22 protein-coding genes and 2 riboswitches are annotated in these 21,785 nt (G+C 40.3%); of the genes, 7 read left to right on the top strand and 15 right to left on the bottom strand.

Going from position 1 to position 21,785, the window contains the following annotated elements:
* Window positions 1-2: 2 nt before the first annotated feature.
* The 7 genes from TV75_RS01520 to TV75_RS01490 are packed head-to-tail and all read right to left on the bottom strand — an operon-like array spanning window position 3 to window position 5,826.
* On the bottom strand, window positions 3-440 hold the full coding sequence (locus TV75_RS01520) for a bifunctional adenosylcobinamide kinase/adenosylcobinamide-phosphate guanylyltransferase (protein WP_044336828.1): 438 nt from the start codon (window positions 438-440) through the stop codon (window positions 3-5).
* Window positions 392-1,021 carry a histidine phosphatase family protein gene (locus TV75_RS01515; RefSeq protein WP_044337953.1) on the bottom strand — a complete coding sequence of 210 codons (630 nt, stop codon included), beginning with the start codon at window positions 1,019-1,021 and terminating at the stop codon, window positions 392-394. Before TV75_RS01515 ends, TV75_RS01520 begins: the two co-directional genes overlap by 49 nt.
* Window positions 979-1,770, bottom strand: a complete 792-nt coding sequence (locus TV75_RS01510; RefSeq protein WP_044336826.1) for an adenosylcobinamide-GDP ribazoletransferase — start codon at window positions 1,768-1,770, stop codon at window positions 979-981. Before TV75_RS01510 ends, TV75_RS01515 begins: the two co-directional genes overlap by 43 nt.
* Window positions 1,757-2,338, bottom strand: coding sequence for a bifunctional adenosylcobinamide kinase/adenosylcobinamide-phosphate guanylyltransferase (locus TV75_RS01505; protein WP_052504387.1), 582 nt, complete (start codon window positions 2,336-2,338; stop codon window positions 1,757-1,759). Before TV75_RS01505 ends, TV75_RS01510 begins: the two co-directional genes overlap by 14 nt.
* A 44-nt stretch (window positions 2,339-2,382) precedes the next feature.
* Window positions 2,383-3,843, bottom strand: coding sequence for an adenosylcobinamide amidohydrolase (locus TV75_RS01500; RefSeq protein ID WP_044336823.1), 1,461 nt, complete (start codon window positions 3,841-3,843; stop codon window positions 2,383-2,385).
* Entirely contained in the window at window positions 3,840-4,898 is a 1,059-nt protein-coding gene (locus TV75_RS01495) for a FecCD family ABC transporter permease (RefSeq protein ID WP_044336821.1), read from the bottom strand. The genes TV75_RS01500 and TV75_RS01495 overlap by 4 nt, the downstream gene beginning before the upstream one ends.
* The gene (locus tag TV75_RS01490) at window positions 4,861-5,826 is read right to left on the bottom strand and encodes an ABC transporter substrate-binding protein (protein WP_044336819.1); all 966 of its coding nucleotides are present in this window, start codon (window positions 5,824-5,826) and stop codon (window positions 4,861-4,863) included. Before TV75_RS01490 ends, TV75_RS01495 begins: the two co-directional genes overlap by 38 nt.
* A gap of 137 nt (window positions 5,827-5,963) precedes the next feature.
* Window positions 5,964-6,165, bottom strand: a riboswitch (cobalamin riboswitch).
* 304 nt (window positions 6,166-6,469) lie between these two features.
* On the opposite strand from TV75_RS01490, the gene msrA reads away from it, so the two are divergent.
* Together msrA and TV75_RS21725 are read left to right on the top strand one after the other, a co-directional pair.
* Complete coding sequence (gene msrA, locus TV75_RS01485) at window positions 6,470-7,009, top strand: peptide-methionine (S)-S-oxide reductase MsrA (protein WP_044336817.1); 540 nt, start codon at window positions 6,470-6,472, stop codon at window positions 7,007-7,009.
* A gap of 79 nt (window positions 7,010-7,088) precedes the next feature.
* The gene (locus TV75_RS21725) at window positions 7,089-7,241 is read left to right on the top strand and encodes a hypothetical protein (RefSeq protein WP_156142300.1); all 153 of its coding nucleotides are present in this window, start codon (window positions 7,089-7,091) and stop codon (window positions 7,239-7,241) included.
* A 47-nt stretch (window positions 7,242-7,288) separates the two neighbouring features.
* Here TV75_RS21725 and TV75_RS01480 read toward each other — a convergent pair whose 3' ends face one another.
* Window positions 7,289-8,794 carry a phytoene desaturase family protein gene (locus TV75_RS01480; RefSeq protein ID WP_044336815.1) on the bottom strand — a complete coding sequence of 502 codons (1,506 nt, stop codon included), beginning with the start codon at window positions 8,792-8,794 and terminating at the stop codon, window positions 7,289-7,291.
* A 202-nt stretch (window positions 8,795-8,996) separates the two neighbouring features.
* Here TV75_RS01480 and TV75_RS01475 point away from each other — a divergent pair, with 202 nt between their 5' ends.
* From TV75_RS01475 to TV75_RS01465, 3 genes are all read left to right on the top strand, one after another.
* Entirely contained in the window at window positions 8,997-10,112 is a 1,116-nt protein-coding gene (locus TV75_RS01475) for a glycosyltransferase (protein ID WP_044336813.1), read from the top strand.
* Window positions 10,109-10,609 (top strand): hypothetical protein, encoded by a 501-nt coding sequence (locus TV75_RS01470; RefSeq protein ID WP_044336811.1) that lies wholly within the window; start codon window positions 10,109-10,111, stop codon window positions 10,607-10,609. Before TV75_RS01475 ends, TV75_RS01470 begins: the two co-directional genes overlap by 4 nt.
* A gap of 353 nt (window positions 10,610-10,962) precedes the next feature.
* Window positions 10,963-12,183, top strand: coding sequence for an MFS transporter (locus tag TV75_RS01465; protein WP_044336809.1), 1,221 nt, complete (start codon window positions 10,963-10,965; stop codon window positions 12,181-12,183).
* Between the two features lie 92 nt (window positions 12,184-12,275).
* On the opposite strand, the gene TV75_RS01460 is transcribed toward TV75_RS01465, so the two are convergent.
* Complete coding sequence (locus TV75_RS01460) at window positions 12,276-13,133, bottom strand: CvfB family protein (RefSeq protein ID WP_044336807.1); 858 nt, start codon at window positions 13,131-13,133, stop codon at window positions 12,276-12,278.
* Between the two features lie 214 nt (window positions 13,134-13,347).
* A riboswitch (purine riboswitch) is annotated at window positions 13,348-13,448 on the top strand.
* Between the two features lie 85 nt (window positions 13,449-13,533).
* On the opposite strand from TV75_RS01460, the gene TV75_RS01455 reads away from it, so the two are divergent.
* Window positions 13,534-14,826, top strand: a complete 1,293-nt coding sequence (locus TV75_RS01455) for an NCS2 family permease (RefSeq protein WP_044336805.1) — start codon at window positions 13,534-13,536, stop codon at window positions 14,824-14,826.
* 54 nt (window positions 14,827-14,880) lie between these two features.
* Here the strand turns inward: TV75_RS01455 and TV75_RS01450 are convergent, their stop codons facing one another.
* Window positions 14,881-16,092 (bottom strand): MFS transporter, encoded by a 1,212-nt coding sequence (locus tag TV75_RS01450; RefSeq protein WP_044337951.1) that lies wholly within the window; start codon window positions 16,090-16,092, stop codon window positions 14,881-14,883.
* Window positions 16,093-16,222: 130 nt separating this feature from the next.
* Window positions 16,223-16,756 carry a YhcN/YlaJ family sporulation lipoprotein gene (locus TV75_RS01445; protein WP_044336803.1) on the bottom strand — a complete coding sequence of 178 codons (534 nt, stop codon included), beginning with the start codon at window positions 16,754-16,756 and terminating at the stop codon, window positions 16,223-16,225.
* 134 nt (window positions 16,757-16,890) lie between these two features.
* Here TV75_RS01445 and TV75_RS01440 point away from each other — a divergent pair, with 134 nt between their 5' ends.
* Entirely contained in the window at window positions 16,891-17,619 is a 729-nt protein-coding gene (locus TV75_RS01440) for a ZIP family metal transporter (RefSeq protein ID WP_044336801.1), read from the top strand.
* 73 nt (window positions 17,620-17,692) lie between these two features.
* On the opposite strand, the gene TV75_RS01435 is transcribed toward TV75_RS01440, so the two are convergent.
* The 4 genes from TV75_RS01435 to TV75_RS01420 all read right to left on the bottom strand — a co-directional run bounded on the left by TV75_RS01435 (window position 17,693) and on the right by TV75_RS01420 (window position 21,388).
* The gene (locus tag TV75_RS01435) at window positions 17,693-19,627 is read right to left on the bottom strand and encodes an endonuclease MutS2 (RefSeq protein ID WP_044337950.1); all 1,935 of its coding nucleotides are present in this window, start codon (window positions 19,625-19,627) and stop codon (window positions 17,693-17,695) included.
* Window positions 19,628-20,052: 425 nt separating this feature from the next.
* Window positions 20,053-20,475, bottom strand: a complete 423-nt coding sequence (locus TV75_RS01430) for a DUF4395 domain-containing protein (protein WP_044336799.1) — start codon at window positions 20,473-20,475, stop codon at window positions 20,053-20,055.
* A gap of 123 nt (window positions 20,476-20,598) precedes the next feature.
* A complete protein-coding gene (locus tag TV75_RS01425) occupies window positions 20,599-21,042 on the bottom strand; it encodes a ferritin-like domain-containing protein (RefSeq protein ID WP_156142298.1) in 444 nt (147 codons plus the stop codon).
* 67 nt (window positions 21,043-21,109) lie between these two features.
* Entirely contained in the window at window positions 21,110-21,388 is a 279-nt protein-coding gene (locus TV75_RS01420; RefSeq protein WP_044336797.1) for a YkvA family protein, read from the bottom strand.
* Window positions 21,389-21,785: the final 397 nt, after the last annotated feature.

Here is a 21,785-nt window from a genome sequence, read left to right as displayed (position 1 = left end):
CTTTATCCTTTTAATGGTGTAGCAAGTCCGTACCAAACCAGCCATACTTTCTGAGACATTTCCGCCAGATCTTGATAAACCCATCCTGTCATGTCCCGCCATTCCCTGGACAGCTTATCCATTGGGACAATCCCTTTCCCGATTTCTGAACCTATCCAGATTACCTTGCGATCAGGGTTTTCTTCTTCCCACTGCTTTAAGAATTGCATCAACATGGTCAAGGACTTTCTGATTTCAGACTCATTATTTAAAATGCTTGATCGAATTCCATACTCAAGTCCCTCTATTACAATGACAGATTTTGAAAAATCGATATCCTCCAGATGAATCCTTTCCCTATTAAATAATGAAATCCAGGTTGTATCAGTACTATTAAGATTAAAATGGACTTTCACCCATTTACTTTTCCCATTAAAGGAACCTCCCGTAACGAAGTACATGTTTGATTCCTCCAATCATTTTCTGTCTTCCATACAAATTCATACCCTTCCCCATGGTTGACCTCCCATTCCCAAAACGTTCTGTGAACATCTATAGGGGATAAAGTAGTTAATAGATGTCGAATGACTCCACCATGAGTAATCAGGGCATACCGCTTCCCATTATGCTCTTTTATCTGGGCTACTATCTGTGCCCAGGCTAAATCGACTCGTTTTCCAAATTGATCAATTCCTTCCCCATTTGGTGGGGGAATGGATGGGTCCAATAACCATTCTTGATAAACATCGTCATCCTTTAAGCTCTCATAGGTCAAACCTTCCCAGCCTCCGAAGTGTATCTCTCTTAAAAGGGATGAAGAGATTAATGGGGCATGAGGAAACAAAAGATGAGCAGTTTCTAAACAGCGATTAAGATCACTCGTAAAGCATCGTTCATAATTTTCAAAAAAGGTATTTCTCCTTTTAAGTGATTCGATTCCTTTTTTAGATAAACTAGAATTTGTCCAGCCGAGGTATTTCCCCTTTTCATTTTCATCTGTTAAACCATGGCGAATACATGCAACAACCATATAGTCATCCATAATAACAACTCCACTCCCTCTACACTGCCCCCGATTGTATCGCCGGTCATACCGCCAAACCATTTAATGGATCTGGAATAAACAAACCAGAATAAAGCTAACGTCACCAGGGTGAATAAAGCATAAAAATAAAAGCAATTTAAAAAGAAGCTGCCGATTCCACCCAGCATTAAACCAAAAACAATCCAAATAAAATCATAACGCGTCACATTCTTACTGAGACCATATCCCATTCCTGACGACTGGGCTGCAGGGATAAAGATTAGACTCGCCCCCATCATCATTCGACTTAAAAAGGGAATCGACACAAGGACCATACCCCTCAAAATTGGGGATTGGGATTGAAGGATGGTTTCATAAATAAATAAAAACCGGGATGAAAGCAATACCACCAGTGACAAAACGCCAAAGGCACCTACCCTTGGGTCTTTCATGATATCTAAACGCTTCTCCCTTTCTCTATAGGAAAAAAAAGCATCACTCGCATCCATATAGCCATCCAAATGGATACCACCCGTTAATACAATTGGCATTACCCAGATATAGAATGATATTCCCAAAGAGCTTATTTGGGTAAAAGAAGTCAGAAAAACATATCCTCCAAGGAGAATCGCACCTACAAATAAACCCAGCATTGGAAATGTACGAACCATCCACTTCATTTCCCTTTTCCCTATAGAGAATTCCTTTCGAATCGGCACAATCGTAAAAAACTGCAGGTTAAGGAGAAAACTTTTAAATAGGATCATGAGGCAACCGTCCTTCCTCATTCGGGCCCCTTTTTTTCACAACAGGGATTCCCGCCGTCATTTCAATTGCGACACATGCTTTCTTTACCATTCTTATATGTAATGAACCAAGTCGTTTCTGGAAAGTAAGAAGATCGTTTGAATCAATTGGAAGGTCAGAAACCAATTCATTACTAACCAGGATCAGTACATCAACTCTATTTAGTAACTGTAAGATAGACTGATAGATTTTCTCTTCTAGAGACTGACCTTTATTATCTCCATTCATATACATCTCATTTGTTAAGAGAGTAGTGAGGCAGTCCAACAAAACTACGGAGTGTCGAGGAATGTGATTGATTATCCCTTCTATCGAATTAGGGCATTCAATCGTCGTCCACTCCACAGTAGACGCTTGCCGGTCCTGCTGGTGTTTCAGGATTCTTTGCTCCATTTCCCTGTCAGTGTTCACTCCACAAGCAAGATAGACCAATGGAACATCAGACTTTTTCTTCTCTATTGCCCATTTTTCAGCAAAAGAGCTTTTGCCGCTTCTAACCCCTCCGGTTATAAAATATAGGGTTCCCAAGGCGATTCCCCCTCTCCACAATCACCCCTGTCATTGAAATAATTCTACTTTGTATGATCCAAATATCGTTGAATGGCTTTTTTCGTTACCTCATACACACCGCGGCCAATCAACTTCCCTATCGGTGTAATCGGCCCGGCAAACGGTTCAAGCTCACCTCTTTGACTGGAGGCTATCAGAATACTATCGGTCGGTGTACCGGTTGCAAGCTGACCTGTTCTTCTGTCCCTCACACTCATGTCTTGAAGGGCTCTCACTTTCGCTTCTGTTGAGGTTACAAGGGCTTCTATATATGCCTCATCTGATAGATTCCCATTGATGAAAACCCATGTATTAATCGTGCCCGGCCTTGAATCTATATCATATTGATAACTTGTTGAGACATCAATCGCATTCCCGACACCGGCTGTCACTACAACGAATACGGAATGACCCTGTACTTCGAAACGATCACATACCATATTATTTAAAGGAAGAGCTGTCATCATACCAACAGACAATGAGGGATCCAGCTGATTATGAACAAGAAATTCTTTCATATCCTCTTGATAATCCGGGCAATCATAATCTGCAGGGACTCTACGATTGATAAAGTGCTTATACCATCCTATTCCTGCACCAATAATCCCTAAAGACATACATTTTAGCGGATAAGGAGCAGAGAAGTATATGTACTCTGCCCCCACTCTGAGGTACCTTTCATCTAAAACAAAGTTCTCTGTCGCACTCTCCTCAGGAACTATCACCATTTGAGGTTTCGCCACTAAAGGATGAGCTTGTTTTTGAACCTTTGTATGATACACCTCTTCAATATATTTCTCTTTCAGAACCTCTTCCGGGTGATGGAGTAGTTTGGTTTTTCCTTTGTCTAAGAGAAGTAAGCGATCACAGTATAAACTTGCTAAATTCAAATCATGAAAGATCGCGATTACTGTTAATTTTTCGTGTACCGTTTGATTCTTAATTAAATCCAACAGTGACTTCTGATACGAAAGGTCAAGATGATTAGTAGGTTCATCAAGCAACAGGACTTGTGGTTCCTGAGCCAGGGCCTGTGCAAGGAACACCCGCTGCCGTTCTCCCCCGGACAACTCATGAAGGTAGCGGTGCTGGAAGGACGTAATGCCGGTTTGTTTCATAACCTTCTCGACGATCTCAATATCTCGTTCAGTCGTCCCTTTAAAAAAACCTTTTTGGTGAGCATATCTTCCGAGCATAACCGTCTCCCTCACTTCATATGAGAAGGATTCTGTCGATATCTGAGGAAGTACCGCTACTTCTGTGGCTAAATCTCTTGAAGAAAAATGATGCAGGTTTTTTCCTTTTAATGTGATATTCCCCTCCATTAATGGTAGGAGTCCCGTCATTGCTTTTAATAGCGTGGTCTTTCCACTGCCGTTAGGTCCAAGAATCCCAAAGAATTCTCCTTTGTCTATATGAAAATTCATGTCCTCCACGATTTTTTCATCGTTGTATCCTACTGTAACCCCGTTTATATCAATCATGGTGAAAGACCTCTTTTCTTTAGGAGAATATAAGCAAACATGGGAGCACCAATCAGGGCTGTTATCACTCCGATTGGAAGTTCTGTCGGTGCAATGATGGTTCTCGAGATAAGATCAGCCAGAACGAGAAAGCTTCCCCCTACTATGATAGACAAAGGAAGTAAGTGCCTATGATCATGACCCACCATCCTTCGCAGAAAATGAGGGACCACAAGACCAACAAATCCAATCGTACCTGAAACGGCGACAGCCGCTCCTGTCAGAATACTTCCAGCAATTAAGATGAAGAGTTTTCTCTTTTGTACGGATATCCCGATATGATGGGCTTGGTCTTCACCAAAACTCATGCCATTCAGTTCCTTGCTATTAAAGAACAACAAAATCACTCCAATGAGGAAAAACGGGAATATTATCGCAATGTAATCCCACCCTCTCATGGATACACTCCCAAGAAGCCAACCAATGATTTGTCTTAATTCTTCTCCAGTCAGGGCGATCATTAAGGAAATAAAGGACCCTAAAAAAGAGCTGAAAATAATTCCTGTTAAAATGATGGTTTCTACCTTCATCGTTCTTTCAACTTTTTGTGCAAACCATAATACAAGGAACACGGTAATAATCGAACAAAGAATACTGAGAAAAGGAAGCGTAAACTTTCCAATGAACGGAATGCTCCAATTAAAAAACAAGGTAATAACAGCGCCGACTGATGCTCCTGAAGACACGCCTAATGTATATGGATCCGCCAACGGGTTTCGCAAAAGCCCTTGAAAAGAAGCTCCGGCGATAGCTAAGGAGCTTCCAACCAATAATGCCAATAATACTCTGGGCAATCTAATTGAATACACAATGTTGGTAAACATGGGATCAATCTCTTCCGGTAGATGGTATCCAAACCATTTAGCTCCGACGATGAACAAAATGTCCTTTGGTGGGATTGAGATGGTTCCAATCGATATACCTGCGAGAAGAGTGAATAGTAAAAACGATACTGCCAATCCGTATGTTATCCATATCTTATTCTGTAAATAACTCCGGATAGATCGACTTTGCAATTTCCTCTACTCCTTCAACCAGTCTTGGGCCAGTACGTGTGACCAGGTCAGAATGAACGTCATGAACTTCTTCATTTTTCACAGCATTTACGTCTTTCCATCCTTCTCGGCCCATCACCTGTTTTTTAGGGTTTTCGCTGTAGTAACCGTATGTTGTAATGATGATGTCTGGATTTGAAGCGATGACTGCTTCTTGGTTTACTTGGACCCATCCCTCTTGGTCACTCATTACATTTTCGGCATTTACAAGTGATAGCATTTGATCGATGAATGTATTTTTACCAGTAGAATATATGTCAGGTGAAGGTGACACCTCTACATACACTTTTTTCTTCTCAGATACACCACTGACTTTTTCCTTAATGGATTCGAGATCAGCTTTCATCTCCGAAATGACGGATTCAGCTTCATCTTTCTTTCCGACCAATGTGCCGATGTTTTCCATCGTGGTGTACACTTCCTCAAAGCTATTGGCATCACGTACGATATATACCTTTACCCCTGCACTTCGAAGCTGTTCTAGCCCCTCTTCTGCCGAAACAGCTGTGGACTCATGAGCGAGAACCAAATCCGGATTCAGGCTGATGATCTTCTCGACGTTAAATTCCATTCCTCCTATTTTTTCTTTCGCCGCCGCTTCTTTTGGATAATTATCAAAATCTGAAACCCCTACAATTTCCTTATTCAACCCTAACTCGAATAAGATTTCTGTGTTGCTTGGAATCAATGAAACAATATGCTTAGGTTGCTCTTCCATCGTGACTTTATTATTCAGGGCGTCGTTTACTGACAAAGGAAAAGCAGATTGTCCCTGACTGACTTCACCGCTATTTTTTTTCTTTTCTACACTTTCACCATCAGTACCGCAAGCTGAAAGGAGTCCCAGGGATAATAGTAGTGCAAGAATGATTTTGAATGTGTGTTTCATACGTTTTCCTCCTGTAAATGAACTTATTCCCAGACAAAAAAACATCTCCAGTGGGACTAGAGATGTTGTGTAAAATGCATAAAAATGGCTTTCATACCGTCAGACATGCACATTACACCTTTCTATCCGCGTAGATTTGGTGCGAAAGACATTAGGCAGGTCTCCTGGCTCATGGTCATTGTTTGCTGCACCTTCCCATACCTATTGGTACAGTGGCATTCATACAGCTCACTTCCATTTACAGTGGCGGGACCGCGTTGGAATTACACCAACTTCCCTATTAAGAAGCTAAAAGTTTGCTACCGAAACTTCCGCTTCACCTAATCTCGTATCATATGTAATTGTTCCGTTCACATGAATTATACACAAGTTATCATCTTTAGTGAATTGATTTTTATGAATTTGTTGAAATTTGCAGAATGATTGAATCTACCTGCGTAATGCAAGTTGATTGTGTGCCCATGCCATAGAATAGGAAAATAGCTTCGGTTTATGTGGTTATCAATTACCCACTTAAAGTAATCCCTATAGGCAAGGAGACATTGAAGCTAATTGATTGTGGCTTCCCCCCATTCATGATAAAATCTGTTTCAAGCTATCGCCTTACTACTTTAGAGTGGCATATGTATAGGAGGTTTTCGCAATGAATGAAAAGAAAGAGGTCGCTACTTTTGCCGGCGGTTGTTTTTGGTGTATGGTAAAACCTTTTGATGAACTACCGGGTATTATTGATGTCGTGTCAGGTTATTCAGGAGGGCATCTTGAGAACCCTACCTATAAGGATATCAAAGCCGGTAACAGTGGGCATTTTGAAGCTGTTCAAATCACCTTCGATCCTGCTCTCTTTCCCTATGAAAGATTATTAGAACTATACTGGCCTCAGATTGATCCGACTGATGACGGAGGACAATTCCATGATCGCGGTGACCAGTATCGCACAGCCATTTTCTATCACAACGAGCAACAAAAACGCTTAGCAGAAAACACGAAGAAGGAAATAGAAGAAAGTGGCCGATTTAAAAAACCAATCGTCACACAGATCCTTCCTGCCTCAATCTTCTATCCGGCAGAAGAATATCATCAAAAGTTCTACAAAAAGAATCCCGATGAATATAAACAAGACCGGGCAAAATCTGGTCGTGACGAATTTATTGAGAGTCATTGGGAAAACCCAAAAGCTTAAGGACTTTAATAAATTTATCATTCCTGGAGAATGAAAAAAACTCCTTTTGCCAAACTAATTGGCAGAAAGGAGTTTTTATATGAAGAAAAATGATTTCGTCAAAGAAGATAAAGAGCAAGTCGTGGGATATGAAGGTCCAGGAAAACTGGTGAACTTTTTTGATCCCTATCCAGCTCAGGACGAGGCGAAAGTGAATAATTCGGATACGGTGGATAATCATAGTTCAGAATGAAAATATAAGGTGATGGTTATCATGCATCAAACCATCACCTTATATTTTTATCCAATAAAACGATTTACCTTCACTTGTTCTTCCAAGATCAATTCCGCTGTAAGCTGTCCGGAAAGAGTGACCATTGGCACCCCTCCACCCGGATGGGTTGAACCTCCCACAAAATACATATTTGAGAGCACTCTGCTCTTATTCGGAACCTTGAAACCTCCATTAAGCTTTCGGTCCGTGACCGTACCATAGATAGACCCACCATTAGCCCCGTAGAGACTTTTAAGGTCATTAGGAGTAAAAGTATATTCATATTCGATATGATCCCTTAAGTTTGTAACACCCATCTTCTCCAATTTATCCAGCACTTTGAAGCGATAGGATTCTTTGTATTGGGTCCAATCTTCCCCCTCTTTTAATGGAGGCACGTGTGTTAACACAAACATGTTTTCTTTTCCTTCAGGAGCCTGGGTGGGATCCGATTTGGAAGAAATGCCGATATAGACCGTTGGATCGTCCGCTATTTTATTTTCATCAAAGATCTGTCTGAATTCTTTCTTGGGATCTTTACTGAAGAAGAAATTATGATGAGCGAGATGTTCATATTTACGATCTACCCCGAGTAGCAGCACCAGCCCCGAAACTGTTGGAGCATATTTGCTTAATTCATCGACTTCTTTTGAAGATTCATGGTAATCAGCTAATAGGGATTTGTAGCAAGGGATTGCCTCTAAGTTTGATACAACGATGTCCGCCTTCAGCTCTTCTCCTATTTTCGTCCGGACTCCTTCAGTACGGCTGCCTGATGTAAGTATATCTTCCACTTCGCAATTTAAGCGGACCTCTACATCGAGTTCCTGCAACACCTTAGCCATTGCCTCAGCAATTTTGTACATTCCGCCCTTAACGTAATGGACACCAAGACCTAGCTGAACATGAGTGAGCTGTGACATGATGGCTGGCGCATGGTAAGGCGAAGACCCGACATACATGATAAGGAAATTAAATAACTGCTGTAAATGCTTGTCTTTAATAAATTTACGATTTGCAGCATCCATGGATTTCATTGGATCCATTTGCAGTAATTCTTTGACCGGATGCATTGAACGTAAGTCTTGCAAGCCATTGATGCTCTTTTTATAGAAGCTCTTCAATGTAAGTTCATACATTTTCCCACAGTAGCTTAAATAGTTAAAGAAGTTACTCGCATCCTCTATAGATGTCTTGTTCATTTCTTCAAGCATCGTCGGAAGATCCGATGATACATCCAGCACCTTCCCATCTTCAAAAAATGTCCTCCAGCCCGGTTCCACTCTCATAATATCTACATAATCATGAAGGTCGCGATTCGCATGGGCAAAGACTTTCTCCAGTACCCAAGGCATCGTAAGGATGGAAGGTCCTGTATCGAAAGAAAAGCCTTTTCCTTCTCTTTTATTTAATTTTCCGCCAAGCCTTTCCCCTTTTTCAACTATCGTAACGTCATATCCCTCTGAGGCAAGACGGATGGCTGTTGACATACCTCCTAAGCCGCCTCCTACTACTATTACTTTCTTCTTCATTTCATTTCCTCCCAACGAGAAAGATCGTTTTCGGCTGAATCGCCTATTCAGCTTTCCATTGTACCCATTTTGTTTAAATTCATACCATGAATTAACGTAGAAGGAATCAGCCCAAAACATCCTATCCTGAAGAATAAACGTATCACCTTCAACCAAAATGGTTAAAATGTCCATACAAATTAAAAGATTAGAGGGTGAAAATATGTATATTTGGTTATGGTCTGTTATTCTTACAGTTTTCCTTTTCACTAGAATCCCGACAGTCAAAAAGTCCATTCACGTTAGGAATAGCTTTCTCGTAAAAAAATGCTCCATCATCATTCCTGCCAGGAATGAAGAAAAGACGATAGGAAATTTATTATCGTGTATTCAGAAGCAATTTATTCAGCCAGTAGAAGTGATCGTTGTGAATGATGGATCAAAGGATCGCACGAAGGATATAGCTGAAGGATTCGGAGCAACAGTCATCGATTCCCCCCCTCTGCCAAGTGGGTGGAACGGGAAATCATGGGCTTGTTGGAATGGAGTGAAAGCATCTAAGGGTGAATTCTTATTGTTTGTCGACTCTGATACATGGTTTGAGCAAGCAGGACTGCTTAGAATATGCGAAACGTATCAACGACAGCAATGTCAGGGAGTTCTGAGCATTCACCCATATCATAGGATGAATAGTGGATATGAAACATTATCCATGATGTTTCATTTAATGGTGTTCGCTTCAACCGGTGTCACCCACCTCCTTTCAGGGTTGTTCAAACCTTCAGGTGGCTTTGGTCAGTGTTTCCTGTGTTCTAGAGATGTATATCAGCGAATCGGAGGCCACGAAGCAATCAAAGGAGAAATGGTGGAGCATTTTGCCTTGAGTCGACGTGCAAAAAAATGTGGTGAATCCGTAGAAGCAGTCAGCGGAAGAAATGCAATTTCCATGAGAATGTACGGTAACGGATTAAGTGAAGTATTCCGAGGGTGGTCGAAAAGTTTCGCTTCTGGGGCCAAATCGACAAATATCATATTATTGGGACTTTCTTCTTTGTGGATTGCCTCTCTCACTTCTTTCGTCATCCATTCGCCGGTAATGGTATGGACAAACCCATATACTTATATGATTCAGTACATTTTTTTAAGTGTTTACTTGTATTTCATAATTAGTAGGATAGGGAATTTCACCGTTTTTGATACGCTCTTATTTCCAATCCATGTCCTATTTTTCATTGTGACTTTTTCCCACTCCGTTTTGACTACATTTTTCACGAAAAACACGAAATGGAAGGATCGATATGTTTATATAGAAAAAGGGAAGGATGAAAAAATGAAATGATCATCCTTCTAAATATTTTTGCATGGGTAAGTATTCATTTATTTGTTTCCTATATAACTTCCAGAATGACCCCACATCAACTCCAGAAGTTGTCCGCCCCCTTTCAACCACTTCAAATGGAAGCGGGGGGTGGTATGTATAGGTTCGTAAGGATCCAAAAATGGAAGAAGCATATACCCGATGCAGGGGGATGGTTTCCGGGAGGATTGAATAAGAATGATATCGGGCTATTTTCTCATCAGGGTAGAGTTACCTTCCTTAACGAATTGAATCGTGCTGAATTATCTCACTGGCTGCAAATGTTACCGGCACCATTCTTTTATATTCTAAATAATGGCGTTGTGTCCTGGGTGATGTTTATATATGGAATTCTATTTAATCTCCCACTTATCCTCGTGCAACGCTACAATCGAATGAGAATTGTACAGATCATGGTACAACATGCTCTACCTGAGGAATTGAGACCACCAGGTAAGACTAAGACCCCACATTTTTAAGCATTTTTCAAATAGTGCATAAATTTATAAAAATTTGTCCATTTTAAGAAATAAGAACCGAGGAAGTCCTCCACTACAATAGGCCATAAATCGCCCGGTTTGCTCGGTTCCCTCATCCCCCCCACTCCTTCATCAATAAATCCCTTATGCAGAAAATTGTCGAACAAATAAGTCTCTTCTTTTTCTCATCAGTATGCTAAACTTACTTCATCAATTACGAGGGGGAAATAACATGCAAAAAACGTTCAAAACACTTTCATCTCAAGGAGGAGTGAACGTTTAGGTTCTTTAAACATGAAACGACGCTCCTTCTTCCAGGACATATAGTACAAAAATGGAAGTAGGAGAAATGAATGAATAAACAAACGATTGCATCCCATAATATCCGGATGCTATTTTGGATCTCTTTTTTTGGTACGATCAGTTTTCTTCAGCCGGTCTTAACTTTATTCTATTTTGAAAGAGGATTAACTTCTTCTCAAATTTTGATTCTGCTCATGTTTTGGAGTGGAGCTGTTTTAATTGGAGAAGTTCCAACTGGAATGTTTGCTGATCGGTTTGGGGCAAAGAATTCTTTTTTAGTTGGTTCTATGCTTAAAATCCTTAGTATTGCCCTGCTTTTATTCGCATATGAGCCATGGTTGTTTTTCTTGTACAGCTTTATGAATGGGTTTAGCGTGACTTTTTTTTCCGGTGCTGATGAGGCACTTATCTATGACTCACTCAAAGAATCCAATGAAGAAAATCGCATGGATCATGCAATGGGCAAAATTCAATCTGCCACATTTATCAGTATGTTGATTGCGGTTATAGTCGGTTCTTATTTAGCTAAAGATTTGGCTGACAGCCAATTTAATCTACTCATCGTCTTAGGTTTGGCATTCCATTTAATCGAGGTTATCTTCGTCCTCAAAATTAAGCAGCCCTCTAAGGACTCCTTCAAAAAGGAAAATCCTTTTTCTCAAATTAAAAGCGGTCTGCACGTGATTCGTCAAGCACCGGAGCTTTTGCTGATGTTTCTAAACGTAACATTGGTCTTCATTCCTGCAGGTGCTGTTTATCAATACTTTGATCAGCCTTTAATGAAGGAGGCAGGGTTGCCTGTTTATTTTATTGGTGTTTTTTATGCCATTTCAGCGGTCATGGGTTTTCTTGCTTCTAATTCCATTGGTTGGATGACTGCAAAGTTTTCGAGGGTGAAGCTTATGAGTGTATCTGGTTTTTTAGCGGTAGCGGGTTTACTACTATCCGCTATGTTTGGTTCATCTTTATGGATAGTTCTTGGATCCTTTTTCATATTAAGACTCGTTCGAGCCATCCGTTATCCGATATACTCTCAATTAAGCAATGATTTGATTCCATCCGGGATCAGGGCTACAACCATCTCCTTGCTATCCATTGTAGATTCCTGCTTGGACCTTATTGTGTTTGGAGTGTTATCCACAGTTGCAGTGACAGGATATTCCTCTGTATTGATTGGATGTGCCTTTATAGCATTAATCGGCACGCTCCTACCGATAAAACCTGTAAGAATTCATAAAGCCCAAAATAATGTGAAACACTCTGAATTGTAACATAAAGAAAGGAGTGCTGACAGATATGGTCAGTACTCCTTTCTTTACTCAGGGAGGGGCCATCCCCTCTGGCAAGCCCCTCGCTTTCTTTTTTACTTTTTCAGATAAGTCCAGCCTTCTTCTTGATAAACGCGGTTTTCTTTCATCAGTTTTCCAAGAGCCCGTTTAAAGGAAGCTTTGCTCATATTGAAGCGATCTTTAATTTCTTCCGGCAGACTCTTATCCCAATAAGGAATGGCTCCATTTCTTTGCTCCAGATACTCGAGAATGACCTCCGAATCATCCAGCATTTTGTCCTGCTTTAACGGTAAGAACGATACATTTAAGTTACCGTCATCCTTAACGTCGATGACTCTCCCTTCTACCAGCTCTCCCAGTCTTGGTTCCGCCTTGCGCTCATTTTCGTGAACAAAGCATCGATATCCCTGTTCGGATAAGAAGAAGGTTCCGACTCTCAGTAGTCGATACACCCGTCCTTGCACTTTTGCGTTCATCATTTCTGTAGATGCTCTTCTAGATACCTGTTCAATAATATTCTCAGTTGCTAATCGTCCGTACAATCGTTCCTGCTTATCTCGATTCAGAGTTAAAAACAGTTGATCACCCGGGTTTGGCCAAAGTTCCAGAAACTTTGGAAGATCATCTGCTGAAACCAGAATATCCTTAGGCAGACCAATGTTGACGAAAACGCCTAAATCCTCCCGTTTATCCACTACCTCAGCCCATCCGTAAGCACCTACTTGTACTTTAGGAATTCGCATTGTCGCTGTCAGGCGAACATCCTTATCATGATAAAGAAATACCTTCACAGTATCTCCTTCTTGAATTTCTTCTGTTATTTCAGAATGGTGAAGTAACACACGGTCTAAATCATTCGTTAGAAAGAAACCATACGGTACTTCATGATCAACGAATAAATCAACTACCGTACCTGGTTTTAAAGAAGACATTATTCTATTTCCTCCTATTTCAATTAAGTATTAACTTAAGTTCTCTCTACTCAACGTTTGTATTCACTAAATATAGCTTTTTTCAATGATTATGTATAGTACATGTGGCGATTTTAATAATAAACGATCAATTTAGAAAATAATGAATTCATGGACATTTTTTGCTTCCATTGACCTGATGAAAGTGACTTGATATGATGCTTCTAATTCAATTATAACAAAATCTCATACACCTTGTATAAGTTCAGGAATACGGCTTGAACGTTTCTACCAGCTACCTTAAATGGCTTGTCTACAAGAATAAAGTGATTCTTTCAGAATTATTTTATCCTGTGGACATAACTCTGGTTGCTTTTGAACCAGAGTTTTTTTATTTTTTCTACTTGGAGGGTTATTATATATGAAAACATTCTTTCAATTTGCTGAAAGAGAAACAACTTATAGAAAAGAAACTTTAGCAGGGGTAACGACCTTCCTTTCAATGGCCTATATTCTTGTTGTCAATCCAATCATTCTCAGCCAGGCGGGAATGGATAAAGGCGCTTTATTTACAGCTACTGCCCTTTCGGCTATTGTCGGGTCCCTTTTAATTGGAATTCTTGCAAACTTCCCGATAGGCATTGCACCCAGCATGGGACTAAACTCTTTCTTCACCTTTTCCGTATGCATAGGAATGGGAGTTCAATGGGAAATTGCACTGACAGGTGTATTTGTTGCTGGTATCATCTTTATGATCTTAAGTGTCATGAAAATACGCGAGAAAATCATCAATGTCATTCCACAGGATTTAAAATATGCGATTGCAGGTGGAATTGGATTCTTCGTAGCGTTTATAGGGTTTAAAAATGCCGGACTTGTTGTTGCCAATCCAGAAACCTTTGTTTCAATCGGAAATCTTTCTTCTCCTGCTACACTTCTTGCAGTCTTCGGATTCGTTATTACATTGATGATGTTAGTGAGAGGTATCCGAGGCGGAATATTTTATGGAATGGTCGCAACCACAGTCCTGGGTATGATCACCGGGAAGATCGACGTGCCACACTCCATTATTGGCAAGGTTCCCAGCTTAGAGCCTACATTTGGAGTTGTTTTTACTCATTTAGGTGACATTTTCACTCTTGAAATTATGGCGGTGATCTTCACGTTCCTATTTGTAGCATTCTTTGACACTGCAGGGGCATTGATTGCTGTTGCCAGTCAAGCGGGTATAATGAAAGACAATAAGATTCCGAATGCAGGTAGAGCTCTTTTAGCTGATTCTGCTTCAGGAGTCGCTGGAGCGATCTTTGGGACTTCAACGACAGCCTCCTTTGTAGAATCCTCTGCAGGAGTAGCCGTTGGAGGCAGAACGGGATTCACTTCCATAGTGATTGCATTATGTTTCTCTATTGCTCTTTTCTTTTCACCTATATTATCTGTTATTACACCTGAAGTGACAGCCCCGGCATTGATTATTGTCGGTGCTCTGATGGCCACTGAAGTAAGGCATATTAACTGGAGTCGCTTGGAAATCGTTATTCCTACATTTGTAACAATTATTATGATGCCTTTAACCTTCAGTGTTGCAACCGGGATCGCATTAGGGTTCATCCTTTATCCTTTAGCGATGATCTCGTTAAAAAAATGGAAAGATGTTCATCCGATCATGTACATCCTTTGTGCATTATTCATTGTTTACTTTGCTTTTTCTTAATGGGAAGAGAGTGATTGCCGGTTTATCACCTTTGCAATCACTCTCTCTTTTATTCTATGGAAGTTTATGAAAACTCCTCACCTTTTCGTCAGTAGGAAGCAGGAAGGTCACCATCCCTAGTAGTGGGAGAAAGCTGCAAAGGATCATGATGAAACGAATAGTGAAAAGGTCTGCCAATCCCCCGAAGATGACTGCACCGACAGCCCCCATACCGAAGGCAAGTCCAACGGTCAGACCAGACACCATTCCAATTTTCTGTGGTAAAAGCTCTTGTGCATACACAACGATTACACTAAAGCTTGAAGACAAGATGAACCCGATGCAAAAGATAAATGGATAGATAATACTTAATGATAAGTAAGGTAATGCAAGGGTTAACGGCGCTGAACCTAACATTGAAAAGAAAATGATATTCCTTTTTCCAAAACGGTCTGCAAGCGGCCCGCCCAAAAAGGTCCCCAGTACTCCCGCAAACATAAATACGAAAATGTATGCTTGTGCTTCTTTAATTGAAAGACCGTAATCTTCAATTAAATAAAACTGGTAGTAATTCGATAACCCGGCTCCATACCACGAACGGGCAAACACTAAAAACACTACTAATACCATTGCCCATTTAATTCTCGGATGAATCGGGATTTTCTTCGCATTTGTCTTGACATGACGTTTCATCTTTTCATTAGAACGTAATTGTTCAGAGTACCAATTGGATACATGAAATAAAACAATGACCCCTAAGATTGCTACAACGGAAAACCACAGTGCCCCTTTTTGGCCAAATGGAACAAAAATAAATGCCGTAATCAATGGGGCTAGTGACTGCCCTGAATTCCCACCAACTTGATATATCGATTGAGCCAGGCCCCTGCGGTTTCCGGCTGCCATATATGCTACCCTGGAACCTTCGGGATGAAAGATCGCAGAGCCGAACCCGATAAATAACACAGATAGAATGATCCAGATAAAATGACCGGATAATGCAAAGCCCACTAAACCGATTAAGCTTGAAAGCATTCCAAGTGGAAGTAGATAAGGTTTTGATCGTATATCCGCATAATAACCGAATACCGGTTGCAACAACGAAGAAGTCATATTGAGTGCAAATGCGATCCAGCCAATTTGGGTATAACTCAACTGCAAGGATTTTTCAATGATCGGAAACATGGCCGGAACAACTGCCTGTAACGTATCATTGATAAAATGACCGGAACTGATGGCTAATAAAATACCGTAAATGGTAGGATTCTGTTTGTGCAGGGTTTTCACAGCAGGTTGCGTCAAACATTGTCACTCCTCCCTATTATTTCGTTACTCTAAATAGTATACTGAATTCCCTGTCCATTTCCTACAGGCAAATAAAAAAAGCCGAAGCAATGTTCGACTTTTCACCATAGGATTATCCTCTGTTCGGAAATACCCGTTTCAGCATATCAGTAATTTCTTCTCCCAGACCCTCAATCGGTTTCCCATTCTCTGCTTTGTTCGCATAATCCCTCATGCGATCAGTGAAATCAGGATTAGTTGAAATATAAACATTATTTATATTTCCGTTTTGACTTTTCACTTGATCCGAGATCTTTTTCTCCAGGTTCTTTGAGACCTTTCCATTCATATTATCTTCAAGTACCGCTGCTACATATGCGTTTTGATCAGTTGTCAGCACATAAGCGCTTTTAACCTCTTTAAGACTAGCCACCTTATTCGCCTCTTTATCGGCAAGTGAATAATTCTCTCTCATTGTCCCGTCATTTACATACTCACGATTATTTACATAGTCACGATTTGCCTGATCATTTTTGTAGTTCACTTGTTCCAAATTACGCTCATTCATCTGTTGTCCTTCTTCGTTCATGTCATTCCCCATACCACAACCAGCTACAATCGTCATGAACATTATTCCCAAAAGGGAAATCAATAAATATTTTTTCATTTGATTACCTCCTAAATAGTATTCAACCTTACTATCCCCACACCTTTTTAAAACTATTCAGTGCTGGTCTTGTGTTTAATCCATCACACAATAAGGGAAAACTCAATACGAAGAATGTTTATGGAGGTGAAGAAATGTTCCAGGCTGCCTTATGGGGTGGGATTGCAAGTTTATCCTTACTAATCGGAGCTGTCATGGGGATTTACTTGCACATATCAAAACGAATTGTGGCCTATATTATGGCTTTAGGAACCGGGTTGATCATAGGTTCTGCCACCTTTGATCTACTAAGTGAGGCAGAGGGTAAGGCAAACCTGCTTCATCTAACATCCATGTTCTTATCAGGGGCCCTTTTATTCACTCTTTTCGAAATCTTCATTTCCAAGAAAGGTGGAAGTGAAAGGAAGAGGTCAAAGAAGAATCCCCATGGTCATTCAGGATTAGCCATTTATGGGGGAACCATCATGGATGCAATACCCGAATCGATCATTATTGGCGTCAGCTTTATAGGAGACCAATCAATACAATGGGTGTTTATCATCGCCATTTTCATCAGTAACCTTCCTGAATCATTATCAAGCAGCATCGGGTTCAAGCTAGACGATTATAGTACACGCAAAATTCTCACCCTCTGGGGAAGTGTTGTCGTTCTCTCCTCCCTTAGCTCCTTGTTAGGGTATATATTTTTACAAGATGCCTCAGAAAGCATCTCTTACATAATAGGCGCTTTTGGTGCAGGTGGATTATTGGCTATGGTTTCATCTACTATGCTGCCGGAGGCGTTTGAAGAAGGAGGGCCGATTGTTGGATTCCTATCGTCATTCGGTATAATCCTTTCTTTTATATTAACCCATATATCGTAGATACTTTGCTTAATTAATCCCCAAACTGAAAAGAAAGACGAACTGTAGCCAGTGCTTCAGTTCGTCTTTATGATTATTCATGTTCAATGGTTAATCCTTCTACAAAGCGCTTACTCATTTGTTTATCTTTCTTACGATTTTCTTTGCTGTTAAAAATGATATCAAAATCATAGTCATCTGGATATAATTCTTTGGCTGACACGTACAACTCCAATCGTTTATGATTAAGACTTCTTTTTTCTCCTTTTACTTGAACTGTGTAGTCTCCCTTTTCACCAGGTCCTTCATATACAATTCCGAACTCTCCATTCGGCGAAATTTTCACATTATCCCCTTTGTGAAATAATGGAACTGAACTGTTTCTCTTTGATGAATCGGATTTACTATGAAGCCTTTTTTTGTATTTATTTACAATAACCTGCTTCTCCATTTCTTTCTTCACATGATAATCAATTTCTCCAAAGTTATAGCTTTTCTTTTCTCTATAGGTGATTTCGTGGGCTTTTTCAATGATTTCAGGGTGCATTCCCAGTTTTAAAGCAATGGAAAATGCCTGACTTTCTCCTCCTTCCCCTACGATCAACCGATACGTTGGTTGCAATGTTTCAATATTAAATTCCATACTTCCATTCATAAACCCCTCGTGTTCTTCTGCAAAATGTTTTATTTCACTATAATGAGTAGTGGCGAGAATCGTTGCTCCCTTCTCATATAATTGATCCAGGATGGCGGTGGCCAGACCCATTCCTTCCAGGGGATCAGTACCTGAACCGAGTTCGTCCAACAGAACCAAGGTTCGATCATTTGTACCCTTTAGGATATCGATAATATTTTTAATATGGGAGCTGAATGTACTTAAATTTTGCTGAAGGCTTTGACCATCCCCTATATCTAAAAGAATATCTTGATAAATACTGATTGCACTTCCCTTTTCTGCCGGAATATGAAGGCCGCATTGGGCCATGAGTGTAAGAAGGCCCACCGTTTTGATGGCGACCGTCTTTCCTCCAGTATTGGGACCGGTTATGACTAATGCATGAAAGCCTTCACCCATCTGAATGGATAATGGTACTGCCTGTTTTCCAAGCAGGGGATGAACTGCATTTATCAAATGTATTTGATGATCTTCATTTACCATGGGGCTCACACCATCAATGGAACGGCTATATTTCGCTTTTGCGAATAATACATCATAATGTACCATTGTTTCAATCGCCAGTTTTAATTGTGGTTCATATGATTGAACCAATCCTGTTAATGTCCAAAGGATATTCTCGACTTCACGGTCTTCCTCCAGTTTATAAAACAATAGTTGGTCCTGCTGATTGCATAATTCCTCTGGCTCAATATATAAGGTTGACCCGGAAGCAGAAGTATCGAGTACCGCACCTTTCATTTTACCCCTGTATTCTTTCTTGATCGGGAGGACGTATCTGCCGTTTCTCTGGCTCACAATCGATTCTTGGAGGAACGATTTATACTTGGCAGACTTTACAATCGATTGGATTTTATCCTTTAAGCGGTCCTCTTGAATTCCAACTTGCTTTCTAATTCGCAGTAGCTCTTTACTTGCGTAATCATCTACTCTACCATTTCGGATGCATCGATTGATTTCTTCTCCAATTTCAGGGATATCTTCAATGGAATAGACATAAGAAGATACCCTAGGTGCCACCCATTGTTTATCCTGCATATATTTTTTCAGTTTTTTGCATGCATCCAGAAAATAATACAGGTTTGTAAGCTGATCCGGCCTTAAAGGTACTCCTTTATTAAGATTAGCTATAATGTTTTCTACCCCGTCCAGCGCATGAATCGGTATACTGGCACTCTTCTCCAGGATTCTAACGGCTTCTGTTACTTCATCTAAACGCATATCAATCTGGCGGATGTTTGTGGTGGGAATCATGTTCATCAGTACTGTTTTTCCTTCTTCTGTCAGAGCAAATCGGGTTAGCTCCTCTTTCACTGAGTTAAATTCTAATGTTTGAAACGTTTTTTCGTTCAATGTTTTCTCCTCCATATACAAAAATAGACCACAACGAACAATGTCCATTGTGGTCTTCCTTCACTCGTATACTAATTACCCCGTAATAGTAGCTTGTGCTTTGGCAAAACGTGTATCGTTCAAAACTCGAAGTTAGAAACGACTACATTGATTTCCCGCATTGTGCACAAAAAGAGCTGTGCACAAAGACACAGCTCTCCTAATAAAGGTTTGAGTATGCTATGACCATTGTTCTTAACTACACTTTGAAGGCACAACTAAATAAGCATTGATCAATAGCCTAATTTAAAGGCCACTGCCTACAAAATGTCCGTATTCATTTCACGGTTAGTTAAGAACGACACCTAACATATAACATACTCCCTTAATATACAGTATTTAAATTCATGATTAGTTTACGATGTATGGGATCCATTGTCAATAGGCTATTGCATAGACCGTTTATATTGGAACCTTTTCCATTGAAAACGGATAAAGCAACCGATACAGAATCCTGCAAGAGCAATTGATGCTGCCAAGAATACCATTCCTGAGAAAATATAAAAGCCTGTACTCCATCCAGCTAGAGTACTAATGATAGCTGCTCCTAGACAGCTCACGGCAATGATATTATTGAATTGCTGTTGATCAGCGTCTTCAGCTGGATAGGATGACAATTCTTTCTTTAAGAAATGCCTCCCTGTTTTTATGACAGGATTGAACTTGAATAGTACAGACGTCAATCCCACCAGGAATGGAAGTACTAAGAAGAAATCCATTTGAAATACCCATGAAAAGGCAACAGATGTAACGATAAACCATTGATTTAATTGAACGAGCGGTTTTGGTATTGAATTGAATGTATCCACTTTTAATCCATACCTTCCTTATTGGAATTGTTGTAATTATAGTGTAATGGATACAGCAGTAAAAATCAAAAGAAAAAACCGAAAGCAGCTGCCCATTTTTTGGCTACTTTCGGTTCTTATCATTTATAGGTTCCTTAGTATTTCTGCATGACGCTGTTCATCATATGCAGCCCTCATGAATCTGCGTTTGGCTCTTGGCTCGGTAAGGCGGTTTGAAATGGATAAATAAAAGGATACCGTATCACTTTCATCTTTAATGCTTTCTCTTATTCCTTGCCGGTAATTCGAGGGAAGGTCTCTTGGATTGACTAAATTAATGGAAGGGTAGCGACCGGTCAGTTGTAAATACGATTGTGTAAATCCATTAAAATGACGGATCTCATCTTGTCTTATTCCCAGGATCGCTTGTTTGGCTGTATCATTCGGAGCAAGCTCAGCCAGCTGTGTATAGTAAGAAATAGCTTTGAACTCATCATTAATGGCTTTTTGTATATCCCTTCTCAACTGTCGATCGATTTGACGGTCGTCATGATTTTCAAAGTAATATGGATATTGATTGTACATCATACATCTCCTCCTAAAGCATTGCCTTTTACAGACTATGATAGAAGCCCATCCATAGTGATGCTCTGCGTCATTTCTTTAACTCGTATCGATGCTGTAACTCTTCAGGAGCCATCTTCACCATAAGCTGAAGTACAAACGTAAACACTGCCAAATCATCAACAATCCCAAACAATATAAAAACATCGGGAATCAAATCAAACGGCAGCCAGAAATACCCCGCCACAAGCCCAACTGACAAGACCTTCTTAAATAGCGAAACCTCTTTAGACCGAAAAAAATCAACCAAAAAAGGAACCGACCTGCGAACATTAAAAAGAAACCTCACCCGCTTCACAAACCTCATCATTCGCTCTCATCACCTATCTTTTTTTATTAAGTTATCATAGCACAACAAACAATGGAAAGGTTTCAGCATTTCAGAAGAGTCTGCTAATATATAGCATCGATTTTTGGCTCATTTCCGCCAAGTGATAAAGATGCCCTGGCAAAAATGCATTTTTGCCAGGGCATCTTTATCACTTGGCGACCTTTCAGCTTTGCTGAAAGGCGAGGGAAACGGACGTTTCCCTCGAATGAGCCAAAAATCCTCCCATACAGAATAACTCTCTCAATAAAAAGTGCTACCACCCACCACAACCTCAACTTCCTTCTCTCCATTCCAAGTCCTTCATACCCTTATGTAAATAGCCGGTTAATTTATAACTGTTCCTCCCAATACTCTATCTTTTTAACGTACTCGCGTG

It is taken from the genome of Rossellomorea aquimaris (genome assembly GCF_000935355.1).
GTDB lineage: Bacteria > Bacillota > Bacilli > Bacillales > Bacillaceae_B > Rossellomorea > Rossellomorea aquimaris_B.
This window is presented reverse-complemented; position numbering and strand designations above follow the sequence as displayed.

What these genes read in the sequence shown, in the direction of transcription:
- TV75_RS01470 (WP_044336811.1), top strand. Translation starts at nt 10,109, where the DNA reads ATGATCATCCTTCTAAATATTTTTGCATGGGTAAGTATTCATTTATTT.
- TV75_RS01475 (WP_044336813.1), top strand. Translation starts at nt 8,997, where the DNA reads ATGTATATTTGGTTATGGTCTGTTATTCTTACAGTTTTCCTTTTCACT.
- msrA (WP_044336817.1), top strand. Translation starts at nt 6,470, where the DNA reads ATGAATGAAAAGAAAGAGGTCGCTACTTTTGCCGGCGGTTGTTTTTGG.
- TV75_RS01515 (WP_044337953.1), bottom strand. Translation starts at nt 1,021, where the DNA reads ATGGATGACTATATGGTTGTTGCATGTATTCGCCATGGTTTAACAGAT.
- TV75_RS01510 (WP_044336826.1), bottom strand. Translation starts at nt 1,770, where the DNA reads ATGATCCTATTTAAAAGTTTTCTCCTTAACCTGCAGTTTTTTACGATT.
- TV75_RS01465 (WP_044336809.1), top strand. Translation starts at nt 10,963, where the DNA reads ATGAATAAACAAACGATTGCATCCCATAATATCCGGATGCTATTTTGG.
- TV75_RS01455 (WP_044336805.1), top strand. Translation starts at nt 13,534, where the DNA reads ATGAAAACATTCTTTCAATTTGCTGAAAGAGAAACAACTTATAGAAAA.
- TV75_RS01460 (WP_044336807.1), bottom strand. Translation starts at nt 13,133, where the DNA reads ATGTCTTCTTTAAAACCAGGTACGGTAGTTGATTTATTCGTTGATCAT.
- TV75_RS01420 (WP_044336797.1), bottom strand. Translation starts at nt 21,388, where the DNA reads ATGATGAGGTTTGTGAAGCGGGTGAGGTTTCTTTTTAATGTTCGCAGG.
- TV75_RS01425 (WP_156142298.1), bottom strand. Translation starts at nt 21,042, where the DNA reads ATGATGTACAATCAATATCCATATTACTTTGAAAATCATGACGACCGT.
- TV75_RS01500 (WP_044336823.1), bottom strand. Translation starts at nt 3,843, where the DNA reads ATGATTGATATAAACGGGGTTACAGTAGGATACAACGATGAAAAAATC.
- TV75_RS01520 (WP_044336828.1), bottom strand. Translation starts at nt 440, where the DNA reads ATGTACTTCGTTACGGGAGGTTCCTTTAATGGGAAAAGTAAATGGGTG.
- TV75_RS01445 (WP_044336803.1), bottom strand. Translation starts at nt 16,756, where the DNA reads ATGAAAAAATATTTATTGATTTCCCTTTTGGGAATAATGTTCATGACG.
- TV75_RS01440 (WP_044336801.1), top strand. Translation starts at nt 16,891, where the DNA reads ATGTTCCAGGCTGCCTTATGGGGTGGGATTGCAAGTTTATCCTTACTA.
- TV75_RS21725 (WP_156142300.1), top strand. Translation starts at nt 7,089, where the DNA reads ATGAAGAAAAATGATTTCGTCAAAGAAGATAAAGAGCAAGTCGTGGGA.
- TV75_RS01480 (WP_044336815.1), bottom strand. Translation starts at nt 8,794, where the DNA reads ATGAAGAAGAAAGTAATAGTAGTAGGAGGCGGCTTAGGAGGTATGTCA.
- TV75_RS01490 (WP_044336819.1), bottom strand. Translation starts at nt 5,826, where the DNA reads ATGAAACACACATTCAAAATCATTCTTGCACTACTATTATCCCTGGGA.